Raw genomic sequence first — 13408 nt, forward strand, 5'->3', positions numbered from 1 at the left:
AGGGTGTGTTCCCTTCTGCGGTTGCTTCTCAAACGCTGAACTACGCTGGGTGGAGGGAGAGTAGGGAACGGTCGACGGCGCCGACGGTCGGGCGGCCGGACAGCACCATCGCCTCCGTCAGCTCCTCCCGCAGCAGGCCCAGCACGGCGGCCGCGCCCGCCTGCCCGCCGCAGGCCAGCCCCCAGAGCACCGGGCGGCCGATCAGGGCCGCGTCGGCGCCCAGTGCGAGTGCCTTCAGTACGTCGACCCCGGACCGGATGCCGCCGTCCACCAGGATGGCGCACTGCCCGGCGACGGCGTCCGCGATCTCCGGCAGTGCTTCCACGCTCGGTACCGCGTGGTCCAGTTGGCGGCCGCCGTGGTTGGAGACCACGATGCCCGCCGCGCCGTGCGCCACCGCCCGCCGGGCGTCCTCGGCGGTCAGGATGCCCTTGAGTACGAGCGGCAGCCGGGTCCGCTCGCGCAGCCAGCCGAGGTCGGCCCAGGTGATCGAGGCGTCGAACTGCTCCCGGGAGTGCCGGGCTATGCCGGACTCACCGGGCCGGCTGCCGTGCGTGGCGGCCATCACGGACGGGTCCAGGTTGACCGCCCGGATGTGGTCGGGCAGCGCGAAACCGTGGCGCAGGTCGCGCAGTCGGCGGGCCACCCGGGGGGCGTCCACGGTGAGCACCAGGGCGCCGTAGCCGGCCGCCTCGGCCCGTTCGACCAGGCCGAGCAGCAGTTCGCGCTGCCGCAGCCAGTAGAGCTGCAACCAGTACGGGCCGCTGGTGGCCTCGGCGATCTCCTCCAGGGTGCGGCTGGCGAACATCGCGGCGATGTAGAGCGCGCCCTGCTCGCCGGCCGCCCGGGCGCTGGCGACCTCGCCCACGGGGTGGCAGAGCCGGTGGTAGGCCATCGGCGCCACGCCCATCGGTGCCGCCAGCGCGCCGCCCAGCAGGGTGGTGGCCGGGTCGCACCGGGTGACGTCGACCAGGACGGAGGGCCGGAGCCTGATCCGGTCCCAGGCCCGCCGCGCGCCGCCGATCAGCGACTCGCTGCCGCTCCCGCCGGCCAGGAACGCCCAGACGTCGGCGGGCAGTTGCCCGCGTGCCGGGGCCTCGTACTCGTCCACGCTCAACAGCTGCACGGTGTCACCCTTTTCTTCCCGATGCCTGATCTAGCATGTGCCGCAGCCGAGTTCGGATCACTTCCCACGCCTTGGAAAGGACGCCCGTGGCGACCCAGGCCCGCCGCACCAGGCCGCTGGACCTCAGCGCGCTGCACGCCTCGCTCAGCGATCCGCTGCTGGACGCGATGAACTTCCTCAACGAGGTGACCCAGCGCTTCCCGCAGGCGGTCTCCTTCGCTCCCGGGCGCCCGTACGAGGGGCTCTTCGACGTCGCCGCGATCGAGCGCCACCTGAACGTCTACACCGCCTACCTGACCGAGGAGTTGGGCCAGAGCCCGGAGCAGGTCAGGACCGCCCTCTTCCAGTACGGGCGTACCAACGGCCAGATCCACGCGCTGGTGGCCCGGACCCTGGAGAACGACGAGGGCATCCGGATCGCGCCCGAGGCCGTGGTGGTGACGGTCGGTTGCCAGGAGGGCATGCTGCTGGTGCTGCGCGCGCTGTTCGCCGACGCCGACGACGTGCTGATGGTCAACTCGCCCTGCTACGTGGGCGCCACGGGTGCGGCCCGGCTGCTGGACATCCCGGTCGAGCCGGTCCGCGAGGGTCCGCAGGGCCTGGACCCGGAGCTGGTGGCGGCCACCGCCGCGCGGCTGCGGGCGGCCGGCAAGCGGCCGCGCGCGCTGTACCTGGTACCGGACTTCGGCAATCCATCCGGCGTCAGCCTGGGGGTGGCCGCACGGCACCGGCTGCTGGAGGTGGCGGCGGAGCACGATCTGCTGATCCTGGAGGACAATCCGTACGGCTTCTTCGTCCGGGAGGGCGAGCCCCGCCCGACGCTGAAGTCCCTGGACCGGGACCGCCGGGTGATCCATCTGGGCTCCTTCGCCAAGACGGCGTTCCCCGGCGCCCGGGTCGGCTATGTGCTGGCCGACCAGGAGGTGGCCGCGCCGGACGGGCGGCGCAGCCTGCTGGCCGAGGAGCTCTCCAAGATCAAGAGCATGACGACGGTCAACACCCCGGCGCTGAGCCAGGCGGTGATCGGCGGCCTGCTGATCGAGAGCGGCTTCCGGCTGCGCGAGACCAACGGCGCGGCCATCGCCTTCTATCGCCGCAATCTCGACACCCTGCTGCGGCAGTTGGAGCTGCACCTGCCCAGGGGCCGGCGCGAGGCGCTGGGTCTGAGCTGGAACCGGCCCGACGGCGGGTTCTTCCTGACCGTCAACGTCCGCTTCCGCGCGGACAATCAGGCGCTGGAGCGCTCCGCGCGCGACTACGGAGTGCTCTGGACACCGATGGAATCCTTCTACCCGGGCGGCGGAGGTGAACATCAACTTCGCCTTTCGTGCAGTTACTTGAGTATGGATCAGATCGACGACGGGGTAAGGAGATTCGCCGACTTCGTGGCCGGTGCCTGACCTCACGGGCCCCCGCCCCCTCATCCGGTGCCGTGCTACCCCGCGGCCCCGCCCGCAAAACAGGTCCCAGATCACGGCATGTGTCACGGTGGAGTTCACCTCGTGCGGACCTTCACCGCGTGCTCCCGATGGCACAGATCCTCATCACAAGGAGCCTTGACCAGCCCGGTCGGGTGTGGGAATTTTACGGCGCGAGACAGCCAAACCTGGCTTCGCGCCTGCCGATCGCATCCTTATCCGGGAGACGCGATGTTGGGTTCCGCCGCACCTCGCCCATCGGGAGTCCCGCCGCAGGACGGCTGGGTCGACCACTACCTGCTCGCCGGTCCGGCGGACGAACCGTGTCTGCGGATGGGCCGGATCGTGACCCGTGCGGGGCTGCTCGACCTGGTTGGTGAGCAGCAGAAACGTTTATCCCTAGCGGGAGTTGAGTCCGGCGGTACGGTCACGCTCCGGTTGCCGCCCTCGCTGACGTACATCGCCGTCCTGCTTGCCGCCTGGCGGATCGGTGCCCAAGTGAGCCTGCTCGACCACCGGTTGACGCAGGCCGAGGTCGACCGGGCGCTCGACCGGCTGGCTCCCGAGGTCGTCGTGACGGCCGCGCGGACCGGCGGCGCGGCCCTGCGCGGCTACAGCGAGGTCGACGCGCTCGCCGACCGGCGGCCCGGCGGCCGGCCGGCGGCGAGCGGGCACTGCCTGGTCCAGCTGAGCTCCGGATCGACCGGCCCGAGCAAGGTCATCGCCCGCACGCCGCAGGACCTGATCGCCGAACTCGCCCGCTACGACCGCCTCCCCGACTACCCGGCGCGCGGCGAGCGGATGGTGCTGCTCGCCTCCGTCGTGCACGTGCTGGGCCTGGTCGGCGGGCTGCTGCAGTGCCTGCACGCCGGCGTCCGGCTGGACTTCCCCGAGCGACTGACCGGCACCGGCATCCTGGATGCGGTGGCCGCCGACGAGCGGCCGACCACGGTGCTCGGCGTCCCCTTCCATGCCGAACTCCTCGCCGCCCAAGGCGACCCCGCCCAAGGGCGCTTCCCGCAGTTGCGGCGGATGATCGTGGCGGGCGAGCTGACCCGCCCCGGCCTGCAGGCCGCCTTCGCCGACCGCTACGGCGTCCCGCTCGGCACCATGTTCGGGATGACCGAGCTCGGCATGATCGCCACCGATCTCACCGGCCGCCACCACCCCGCGGTCGAACCGGCCGACGGCATGGAACTGAAGCTTCGGAACGGCGAGTTGCTGATCGCGGCCGCCGCCTCCCCCTACCTCGGCCACACCGACCCGACACGCTGGGCGGACGGCTGGCTGCACACCCGGGACGCCGCGACCGTCGACCCGCAGAGCGGCCTGCTGACCCTGCTGGGCCGACTCGACTCGCAGATCTCGATCGGCGGCCTCAAGGTCGACCTGACCGAGGTCGAGCGGACGGTGACCGCGCTGCCCGGCGTGGCCGAGGCCGTGGTCGTCTTCGACAGTGTCGGCACGGGCGGGATCGACGCCTACCTGGCGCTCCAGGGAACCACTGCGGAGAGCGTGCAGGCCTCTCTCGTCCGGGAGTTGGCGCCCTACAAGCGCCCCCGGCGACTCCATGTGCTGCCCGCTCTCCCGCGCACCACCACCGGCAAGACCCTGCGCGACCCGGCCGCCCTGCGCCGGGCCGCCGCCGAGCACCCCTCCTCCTGATCCCCGCAGCGCCACCCACCCCGCCACGGCGGGGCGACCGGGCGCGGCCGTCCGAAAGGCAGAGCACCGTGGCAGATGTGAAAGAGGAGATCAGCGCGTTCATCGTCCAGTCCCTGCGGGAGATGAACTACGACGTCGACGAGGTCACCGAGGAGACCGATCTCGGACCCGCCGGCCTCGACCTGGAGTCGCTGGCGCTGGCGGAGCTGACGGTCCAGTTGGAGGACGTCTACGGGCTGAAGTTCAGCGACGAGGACGTCGAGACCCTGGCGACGCTGAACCTCGGCGAGTTCGCCACCGCCCTGGCCGCGAGACTGGCCGGCGCCGCGGCGGGCAGAGCTGAATGAGCGCCACCACCCCGCTCGGCCGCGACGAGGTGCTCGCCATGCTGGCGGCCTTCGGCGACCGCGAGCCCCACCAGGTGGACGAGGCGCTCGGATCGCTCGAACTCACCTGGCTGATCACGGAAGTCGAGCAGCGCTACACGGTCTCGCTCGACCTGAGCGACGGGGACCTCGATCGGATGGTCACCGTGACCGGTGCCACCGAGGTGCTGTGCGCGGCGCTGGCCGGCGGCGCCGGTCATGCGTGAGCCGAGGTCGCCCGGGCCCGCCACCGCCAGACGGGTCCTTGTGACCGGTCTCGACGCGCTCACCGCGCACGGCCGTGGCGCAGCCGTGGTCCAGCCCCACATCACCGCCGGCAGAGCCGCGTTCAGCACCGTGGACCGGTTCGCCGTCCAGCGCCACCGGGTGCACCGGGCCGCCCTGCTGCCCGAAGCCGGCACGCTGCTCGACGAGTTGGCGGGCTCGGTCCAGCGGGCATGCGGCCAGGCTGAGTTGGATGTGCGCACGGCAGCGCGGGACGTCCTGCTGCTGGCCGTGCACAGTGACGAGCCGACGCCGCAGGGACCGCTCTCGCGGGCGCTGTCCGCGCGCTGCGGACTGCCCGCGGTGACCCGCCTCTACACCACGGCCTGCGTGGCGGGCAGTACGGCCGTCGCCGACGCCGCCGCGCTGATCGCCTCCGGGCGCGCGGACCGCGTGGTGGTGGCGGCCGGGTACCTGGTGGAGCCGATCCAGTACGCGCTCTTCGACGCCGGACGGGCGCTGGCCCGGGACGGCGAGGTCCGCCCGTTCAGTGCGGACCGCAGGGGCGCGCTGCTCGGCGACGGCGTGGCGGCGGTCGTCCTGGAGGCGGCGGAGAGCGCCGCGGCCCGGGGCGTCCAGGCGCTGGCGGTGCTCGCGGGCTGGGGCCGGGCCGGGGACGCCCACCACGTGGTCCGCCCGCGCCCGGACGGGGCCGGGCTGGCCAGGGCGATCGAGTGCGCGCTGCGCCGGGGCGGCATCGGCGCCGACCAGGTCGGCTACGTGAACGCCAACGCGAACGGCGCCGTGCTCGGCGACAGCGCCGAAGTCGAGGCGCTGCGGCTGGTGTTCGGCAAGGGCGTCGGCAAGGTGCCGGTGAGTTCGACCAAGGGCGTGCACGGCCACGCTCTGGAGGGTTCGGCCCTGCTGGAGCTGGTGGTCACCGTCGAGGCGCTGCGCAGCGGCCGTCTGCCGGTGCAGGCCGGGCTGCGCGCACCCGACCCGCAGTGCCCGCTCGACCTGGTGCGCGACCTGCCGCGGGAGAGCGCCATCCGCTATGCGCTGAGCCTCAACTCGGCCTTCGGCGGCGCCAACACGGCCCTCCTGGTGGGGGCGGCATGAACCTCGTGCTCGCTCGGGAGCTGGGCCTGTCCGTGCTGGCGTGCGCGCACTGGCCGGACGGACCGGAGGACACCGTGACGCCGGTGCCCGGCTTCATCCTCTCCAGCTTCCAACCGCTGGTCGTCGAGGTCGCCCAACGCTGCCTGGAGCAGCGGGCGGTGGCCGACCCGGCGGTGCGCACCGGGCTGCTACTGGCCAGTGCCCGCGGCGACACGGTGACCCGCGCGGCGGTCGCGGCGGCACTGGCCGAGGGGCGGCCGGTCGCGCCGCTGCTGTTCTACCAGTCCAATCCCAACGCCGTGGCCGGCCACATCGCGGCCCGCTGGGGGCTGGACGGCCCGGTGGTGTGCACGGCCCCGCTCGGCGCCGGGGCCGAGGCCGTCCTCGCCGACGCGCTGGGCTGCGCGGCCCTGCTGATCGAGGACGGCGACGCGGACCAGGTCCTGGTCATCGCGGCCGAGCAGGCCGAGCAGGCGGACCAGGCGGACCAGGCGGACCAGGGAGACCAGGGAGACCAGGGGGACCCGGACCACGCGGTGGCGCTCCTGGTCGCCCCCGCCGCAGCACACCGAAGACTCGTGACCCGTGAACGAAGGGACCAGCGATCGTGAGCGTCCGTCAGATCCGTGCCAGTCTCGCCGCCGATCCGCAGGTCGGCGCCGGAAACGTGCTCTCCGCCCGGATGGCACTGGGCATCGGCCTGGACCAGCCGGTGCTGGCCTTCGACACCGACATCGACGGGATCCCAAGCTGGCAGCCCTTCACCGTACGGGAGTTGGACCTGCGGGTGCGGGCCAGAGCGGCCGCGCTGGCCGCCTGCGGGATCGGCCCCCGGGACCCGGTGGTGGTGCACGCCGACGCGGCCGGCGAGGCCGTGCTCGCCACCCTGGCGCTCACCCGGCTCGGCGCCATCCCGGCCCTGCTCAACCCCCGACTGGACCCCGAGCGGGCCGCCCGCTACATCCGGCGGCTGACCGCGGTGGGCGTGCTGGCCGACGAGAGGCACCGCGCGGCGCTGGCCGGCCACGACACCGCCACACCGCTGCTACCGGAGATCGGCTCGCTCGGCGCGGGCGACCCGGACGCCGCCCCGCCCGCCTACCGCCACGCACCGCAGGACCCGGTGGCGATCACCCACTCCTCGGGCACCACCGGCCTGCCCAAGGCGGTCGTCCACTCGCACGACAGCCTGTACGCGGCCGTCCGCTACCGGCTGGCGCTGCCGCGGCCACAGGGCTCGGACCGGCTGCTCAGCGCGCTGCCGGCGGCGCACGCCGCGACCCTGATCGCCCTCAACCTCGCGCTCAGCTCGCACGCCGAGATCGCCTTCCTCTCCGAGCAGAGCGGCGCCGCCGTGCTGGACGCGATCGAGCTCCGCCGCCCGAACGGCGTGCTCGGCTTCGCCGCCACCTGGTCCGACCTGGCCCGCCACGACCTGGCCGCGCGCGACCTCTCCTCGGTCGCGCTCTGGTGGAACACCGGCGACTGCGCGCACGAGACGCACATCCGCCGCCTGGTGGCGCAGGGCAGCCGGGAGACCCTGGTGGACCGGCGCCGCAGCCGTACCGCCGGCTCGGTCTTCGTGGACGGCCTGGGCTCCACCGAGATGGGCCACTCGCACTTCCACATCACCCACACCCGCGAGAGCGAGCGCTACGGCCGCTGCGTCGGCAAGCCGCACCCGTTCGTCGACTGCGCCGTGCTGGACCCGGCCGGCGAGGCCCTGGGGCCGTACGAGGTCGGCGAGTTGGGCACCCGGTCGCCCACCCTGGCGCTGGGCTACTGGAACGACTCGGCGACCACCTACCGCACCCGGGTGCGCGGCTACTTCCTCACCGGCGACCTGGTCTACCGGGACGAGGAGGGCTACTACTACCACGTGGACCGCGCGGTGGACTCGGTGGACCTGGGCGGCGGCCGCCGCCTGCACACCGCGATGTCCGAGGAACGCGTCCTGGTGGCCTGCCCCGACGTGGTGGACTGCACGGTGGTCGCGGCGCGCGAGGGCGAGCGGGTGGTCACCGACGTGCTGCTGCAACTGGTCGCGGGCGCGGACCGCGAGCGCGACCGCACCAAGGAGGTGACGGCCGCGCTGGAGGAGGCGGTGGCCGTCACCGTCCGGCAGGTGATCGCGGTCGAGGACGGCGCCATCCCGCTGGGCCCGACCGGAAAGGTCCGCAAGGTCCTGCTGCGCGAGCGGCACCTGGCCGGCCTCGCCGCCGAGGCCGGGCGATGAGCGCCGCGGCGCTGCCCGGCGCGGCCGTCACGGGCCTCGGGCTGGTCACCCCGCTCGGCCGCAAGCCGGCGGAGTTCTTCGAGGCGCTGCTGGCGGGCCGCTCCGGGCTCTGCCGACCGGGTGAGGGCCACCCGGCGGGGGGCTGGCTGGAGTCGGCCGGGGTCGCGCCCTGGATCGACCCGCTGGAGGTTCTGCCGCGCACCGAGACGAAGGCGGTGGACCGCTTCGTGCTGCTCGCGCTGGCGGCGGCGGACGACGCGCTGGCGGACGCCGGCCTGGTGGTGGGCCGGGACGTGGACCCGCGCCGGGTCGCCGTGGTGGTCTCCACCGGCGGCGGCGGACTTCAGACCTTCGAGCAGCACTCCCAGCAGCGCACCGAGCGCGGCCGGCCCGGCGTCAGCCCGTACCTGCTGCCCGGCATGCTCTCCAACATGGGCGCCGCCCGGATCGCCATCAAGTACGGTATCCGCGGCTACAGTTCGTCCATCGTGACGGCCTGCGCCGCGGGTGCCCAGTCGATCGCGGAGGGGCTGCGGCTGATCCGCGGCGGCGAGGCGGACGTGGTGGTCTGCGGCGCGGCAGAGTCCTCGCTGCACCCGACGATCGCCGCCGCCTTCGCCAACGCCCGCGCCCTGGCCAGCGGTTGGCAGGACCCGACGCAGGCCAGTCGGCCCTTCGACCACCGCAGGAACGGCTTCGTGCTGGGCGAGGGCAGCGCCGTGCTGGTGCTGGAGCGTGCCGAGCACGCGGACGCGCGGGGCGCCGCCGGCCACGCCGACCTGATCGGCTGGGGCGCCTCCACCGACGCCCACCACCCCACCACGCCCCGCCCGGACGGCGAGGGCGCCGGCGACTCGATGCGCGCCGCGCTCGCCTCGGCCGGACTGTCGCCCGCAGACGTCGGCTACGTCAACGCCCATGGCACCGGGACCAAGTTGGGCGATGTCGCGGAGGCCACCGCGCTGCGCGCGGTCTTCGGCGAGCAGGGCCCGGCGGTGAGCTCCACCAAGGGCGCCACAGGCCATCTGCTCGGCGCCGGGGGAGCGGTGGAGGCGGTGGTGAGTGTCCTCGCGCTCTCCTCGGGCCTGCTGCCACCGACGCTCAACCTCGATACCCCGGGCCCCGGTTGCGAACTCGACCACGTCAGCGGCGCGGCCCGCCGGGTGCCGGTGCGGGCCGCCCTCTCGAACTCCTTCGCCTTCGGCGGTCACAACGTCAGCCTGGTCTTCGGCGCGCCGAGCACCCGGCTGGCCCGCGGCGTTGCCGAAGCCCCCGCGCGGCCCCTCCCGTGAGCGCACCCATCGCAGAGCCCCCGCAGAGGACGGTCACAGCGCCATGAGCATCGATCGGATCGACCATGTCGAGTTCCACGTCGCGAACGCCGACGAGGCCGCCCGCGAGCTCGCCGGGACCTTCGGCTTCCGGTACGGGCCGCACCCGGGTGCGGCGCTCCTGCCGGCGGGGCGCACCGGGGTGCTGCTGCGCCAGGGCGACATCCGTCTGTTGTTCACCTCCTCGGACGAACCCGCCGACCGCGCGGCGCAGTTCGTCCACCGCCACGGCGACGGCGTGGCGGCGGTCGCGCTCTCCTGCGAGGACGCCGCCGCCTGCTATGCCACCGCCTTGGCCGCAGGCGCCGTCCCGATCTCGCCCCCCGCCGTCCACCAGGAGGACGGCCGCCGGGTGGTCAGCGCCTCGATCCGCGGCTTCGGCGACGTGGACCTGCGGTTCGTGCAGCGCGAGCCGGCACCCGCCGACGAGCAGCCGGACGGCCTGCTGGCCGAGGTCGACCACCTCGCGGTATGCGTGCCCTCGGGTGAACTGGCAAGCACCGTACGGTTCATGGAGCAGACCCTGGGACTGAGACAGATCTTCACCGAGTACATCGCGGTCGGCACCCAGGGGATGGACTCGATCGTGGTGCAGAGCCCGTCCGGCGGCGTCACGCTGACCCTGATCGAGCCGGACACCAGCCGCGACCCCGGCCAGATCGACGGCTTCCTGGAGCAGCACCAGGGCGTTGGTGTCCAGCATCTGGCCTTCCGCACCGAGTCCATCGCGCTCGCCGTGCAGACCCTCCAGGACCGGGGGGTGGCCTTTCTCAGCACTCCCGAGCGCTACTACGACCAACTCCGCGACCGGCTGGGCGACTCGGTGATTCCGCTGGAGACGCTGCGCCGGTTGAACATCCTGGTGGACCGGGACCACGGCGGCCAGCTCTTCCAGATCTTCACCCGCTCGGTCCACCCCCGCCGCACCTTCTTCCTGGAGGTCATCGAGCGGCGCGGGGCGCTCACCTTCGGCAGCGCCAACATCAAGGCCCTCTACGAGGCCGTGGAGCGCACCGACGCTTCCCACGCGTAACCCAGGAAGGAAGGCGAATCGTGACACCACAGGCCGAGTTCACCCTGACCGACGCCGACCGGGAGCTGCTGCCCTCACCGCAGGACGTCGGCTTCTACGCCGAGCACGGCTGGTACCTCTCCCAGCGCCTGTTCAGCGACCAGGAGTTGGCGACGCTGGAGGCCGCGAGCGGGCAGTTCTACGCCGGCCGGTCCGATCGCGAGCTGCCCGTGCGGCCGCCCCGGCTGGCCGACTGGCAACCGGCCGACGGCGACGTGCAGCGGCACAACGACTACATCCACCACCGCAGCGAGGCGATCGCCGCGATCCTGCGCAAGCCGCTGATCGGTGCGGTCGCCGCGCGGTTGGCGCAGGCGCACGAGGTGCGGATCTTCCAGTCCACCCTGATCCTCAAACCGCCGCGCCCGCAGGAGCCCAGCAACCTGGTGCCCTGGCACTGCGACCGGCACTACTGGCAGACCTGCGACTCGGAACGGATGCTCACGGCGTTCATCCCGTTCCACCACTGCGACGAGGAGATGGGCACCATCACCATGGTGGACGGCAGCCACCTGTGGAAGGAGATCGACGGCGACGACTCCACCCGGCACTTCGCCCAGCGCGACCGCGCCGAGCTGGAGGAGATCCTCGCGCGGACCGCCCGGTTCAACAACGCCGAGGTGACCAAGGTCCCGGTGGTGATCCCGGCCGGCCACCTGAGCTTCCACCACTGCCGCACCTACCACGGCAGCGGAGCCAACGCCTCGGCCCGCCCGCGCCGGGCGATCTCGCTGCACCTGCAGGACGGCGCCAACCGGTACCGGCCGTACACCAAGGCGGACGGCACGCAGGTGGTCTACAACCACGACGTCCTGGTGCGGCGCACCGCCGAAGGCCACCCCGACTACGCGGACCCGCGGTACTGCCCGACGCTCTGGCGGGACGCGCGGTGAGCGCCCCCACCGCGTCCCCGGGCCCGGCCGAGCTCTATCGCGGGATGCGCCTGATCCGGGTGTTCGAGGAGACGGCACTGTGCCTGGTGAAGTCCGGCGAGATCGTCGGCGGGATCCACCCGTACATCGGGCAGGAGGCCGTCGCGGTCGGCGTCTGCGCCGCGCTGCGCGCCGACGACCAGCTGACCAGCACCCACCGCGGACACGGCCACGTGCTCGCCAAGGGCGCCGACCCGGGCCGGATGCTGGCAGAGCTGGCCGGCCGGGAGAACGGCCTCAACCGCGGGCGCGGCGGCTCGATGCACGCCGCCGACCTGTCACTCGGCGTGCTGGGGGCCAACGGCATCGTGGGCGCCGGCGCGCCGATCGCGGCCGGCGCCGCCTGGGCGGCCGTGCGCCAGGGCCTGGACCGGGTGGTGGCGACCTTCTTCGGGGACGGCGCGCTCAACCAGGGCGTCCTGCTGGAGTCGCTGAACCTGGCCGCGCTCTGGCGGCTGCCGGTGCTCTTCGTCTGCGAGAACAACGGCTACGCCACCACCCTGCCCGTCGAGGCGGGCGTCGCGGGCTCGGTGCTCGGTCGGGCGGCCGCCTTCGGGATCCCGGCCGAGGCGGTGGACGGCATGGACGTCGAGGCCGTCCGGACGGCCACCGAACGGGCGGTGGCCCGCGCCCGGTCCGGCGCCGGGCCCTCCTTCCTGGAGTGCCGGACCTACCGCTTCGAGGGCCACCACACCATGGAGCGCCGGGTCAGGGTGAACTACCGCACCGCCGAGGAGGTCGAGTCCTGGCGGCGCCGGGACCCGTTAGAGCGCTGCGACCCAGGAGCTGGGCAGCGTGCGGCAATTGACCGCGAGATCGACCAACTGATGGCCGAGGCCGTGGAGTTCGCGCTGTCCGGTGCGCACCCCGACCCGGCCGGGGCACTCGACCACCTGTACGCCGACGGGCTGCGGCCCCGGGCGGGAGTCCTGACGTGACCAAACTCTCCTACGCCAAGGCTCTGAACCGGGCGCTCGCCGACGAGTTGGCCCGCGACCCGGCGGTCTGCGTCTTCGGTGAGGACGTCGGCGCGGGCCTGTCCGGCCTCACCCCGGGCCTCCAGGCGCGCTTCGGTGCGCACCGGGTGGTGGACACCCCGCTCTCCGAGCAGGCGTTCACCTCGATGGCGCTGGGCGCGGCGCTGGCCGGGCTGCGGCCGGTGGTGGAGTTCCAGATCCCCTCGCTGCTCTTCCTGGTGTTCGAGCAGATCGCCAACCAGGCGCACAAGACCTCGCTGATGACGGGCGGCCAGAGTGCCGCTCCCGTCACCTACGTGGTGCCGGGATCCGGCTCGCGCGACGGCTGGGCCGGCCAGCACTCGGACCACCCGTACAGCCTCTTCGCGCACGTCGGCGTGAAGACCCTGCTCCCGGCCACCCCGGCCGACGCGTACGGCCTGCTCGTCTCGGCGATCCGCGACCCCGACCCGGTGGTGCTGTTCGCCCCGGCGGGGGCGCTGGGCGTGCGCGAGGACGTCACCACCGAGCTGGTGCCGGTGCCGATCGGCTCGGCCCGGATCCACCGGCCGGGCGAGGACGTCACCGTGGTCGCCGCGGGCCACCTGGTGTACGACGCGCTCGCGGTGGCAGAGGAGTTGGCGAGCGAGATCTCGGTGGAGGTTCTCGACCCGCGCACCGTCTACCCCTTCGACTGGGCGGCGCTGTCCGCCTCGATCGCCCGCACCGGCCGCCTGGTGGTGGTCGACGACTCCAACCGGATGTGCGGCCTGGGCGCGGAGGTGATCGCCGCCGTCGTGGAGCGCGGCACGCCGCTGCGCACCGCCCCGCGCCGGGTCACCCGGCCGGACGGCGCCGTCCTGCCGTTCGCCCTGGGCCTGGACCGTGCCCTGCAGCCCAGCCGGGAGCAGCTGCGGCAGGCCGTCCGGGCCGCCATGTAGTGCACCGTTCGAGCAAGGAGAC

13 protein-coding genes are annotated in these 13408 nt (G+C 73.4%); 12 read left to right on the forward strand and 1 reads right to left on the reverse strand.

The window, feature by feature from the left end; translation table 11 throughout:
- Window positions 1–40: 40 nt before the first annotated feature.
- Complete coding sequence (locus tag P3T37_RS03845) at window positions 41–1126, reverse strand: alpha-hydroxy acid oxidase (protein ID WP_280721959.1); 1086 nt, start codon at window positions 1124–1126, stop codon at window positions 41–43.
- 86 nt (window positions 1127–1212) lie between these two features.
- On the opposite strand from P3T37_RS03845, the gene P3T37_RS03850 reads away from it, so the two are divergent.
- The 12 genes from P3T37_RS03850 (at window position 1213) to P3T37_RS03905 (ending at window position 13386) form a co-directional block, all read left to right on the forward strand.
- Entirely contained in the window at window positions 1213–2526 is a 1314-nt protein-coding gene (locus P3T37_RS03850; RefSeq protein ID WP_280721960.1) for a PLP-dependent aminotransferase family protein, read from the forward strand.
- Between the two features lie 249 nt (window positions 2527–2775).
- The gene (locus tag P3T37_RS03855) at window positions 2776–4209 is read left to right on the forward strand and encodes a class I adenylate-forming enzyme family protein (RefSeq protein ID WP_280721961.1); all 1434 of its coding nucleotides are present in this window, start codon (window positions 2776–2778) and stop codon (window positions 4207–4209) included.
- Between the two features lie 68 nt (window positions 4210–4277).
- Entirely contained in the window at window positions 4278–4556 is a 279-nt protein-coding gene (locus tag P3T37_RS03860; protein ID WP_280721962.1) for an acyl carrier protein, read from the forward strand.
- Window positions 4553–4801, forward strand: coding sequence for an acyl carrier protein (locus tag P3T37_RS03865; protein ID WP_280721963.1), 249 nt, complete (start codon window positions 4553–4555; stop codon window positions 4799–4801). The genes P3T37_RS03860 and P3T37_RS03865 overlap by 4 nt, the downstream gene beginning before the upstream one ends.
- Before the next feature lie 40 nt (window positions 4802–4841).
- Window positions 4842–5918: a beta-ketoacyl synthase N-terminal-like domain-containing protein gene (locus tag P3T37_RS03870; RefSeq protein WP_280721964.1), complete on the forward strand. Its 1077-nt coding sequence runs from the start codon at window positions 4842–4844 to the stop codon at window positions 5916–5918.
- Window positions 5915–6529, forward strand: a complete 615-nt coding sequence (locus P3T37_RS03875) for a beta-ketoacyl synthase chain length factor (protein ID WP_280721965.1) — start codon at window positions 5915–5917, stop codon at window positions 6527–6529. Before P3T37_RS03870 ends, P3T37_RS03875 begins: the two co-directional genes overlap by 4 nt.
- Window positions 6526–8154, forward strand: coding sequence for a class I adenylate-forming enzyme family protein (locus tag P3T37_RS03880; protein ID WP_280721966.1), 1629 nt, complete (start codon window positions 6526–6528; stop codon window positions 8152–8154). The genes P3T37_RS03875 and P3T37_RS03880 overlap by 4 nt, the downstream gene beginning before the upstream one ends.
- Window positions 8151–9446, forward strand: coding sequence for a beta-ketoacyl-[acyl-carrier-protein] synthase family protein (locus P3T37_RS03885; protein ID WP_280721967.1), 1296 nt, complete (start codon window positions 8151–8153; stop codon window positions 9444–9446). The genes P3T37_RS03880 and P3T37_RS03885 overlap by 4 nt, the downstream gene beginning before the upstream one ends.
- 43 nt (window positions 9447–9489) lie before the next feature.
- Window positions 9490–10518, forward strand: coding sequence for a 4-hydroxyphenylpyruvate dioxygenase (gene hppD / locus P3T37_RS03890; protein WP_280721968.1), 1029 nt, complete (start codon window positions 9490–9492; stop codon window positions 10516–10518).
- A gap of 20 nt (window positions 10519–10538) precedes the next feature.
- A complete protein-coding gene (locus P3T37_RS03895) occupies window positions 10539–11450 on the forward strand; it encodes a phytanoyl-CoA dioxygenase family protein (RefSeq protein WP_280721969.1) in 912 nt (303 codons plus the stop codon).
- Window positions 11447–12427: a thiamine pyrophosphate-dependent dehydrogenase E1 component subunit alpha gene (locus P3T37_RS03900; RefSeq protein WP_280721970.1), complete on the forward strand. Its 981-nt coding sequence runs from the start codon at window positions 11447–11449 to the stop codon at window positions 12425–12427. The genes P3T37_RS03895 and P3T37_RS03900 overlap by 4 nt, the downstream gene beginning before the upstream one ends.
- The gene (locus P3T37_RS03905; protein ID WP_280721971.1) at window positions 12424–13386 is read left to right on the forward strand and encodes a transketolase C-terminal domain-containing protein; all 963 of its coding nucleotides are present in this window, start codon (window positions 12424–12426) and stop codon (window positions 13384–13386) included. The genes P3T37_RS03900 and P3T37_RS03905 overlap by 4 nt, the downstream gene beginning before the upstream one ends.
- Window positions 13387–13408 lie beyond the last annotated feature (22 nt).

It is taken from the genome of Kitasatospora sp. MAA4, assembly GCF_029893355.1.
In the GTDB taxonomy this organism is placed as follows: Bacteria; Actinomycetota; Actinomycetes; order Streptomycetales; family Streptomycetaceae; genus Kitasatospora.

What these genes read in the sequence shown, in the direction of transcription:
- hppD (WP_280721968.1), top strand. Translation starts at nt 9,490, where the DNA reads ATGAGCATCGATCGGATCGACCATGTCGAGTTCCACGTCGCGAACGCC.
- P3T37_RS03865 (WP_280721963.1), top strand. Translation starts at nt 4,553, where the DNA reads ATGAGCGCCACCACCCCGCTCGGCCGCGACGAGGTGCTCGCCATGCTG.
- P3T37_RS03855 (WP_280721961.1), top strand. Translation starts at nt 2,776, where the DNA reads ATGTTGGGTTCCGCCGCACCTCGCCCATCGGGAGTCCCGCCGCAGGAC.
- P3T37_RS03885 (WP_280721967.1), top strand. Translation starts at nt 8,151, where the DNA reads ATGAGCGCCGCGGCGCTGCCCGGCGCGGCCGTCACGGGCCTCGGGCTG.
- P3T37_RS03875 (WP_280721965.1), top strand. Translation starts at nt 5,915, where the DNA reads ATGAACCTCGTGCTCGCTCGGGAGCTGGGCCTGTCCGTGCTGGCGTGC.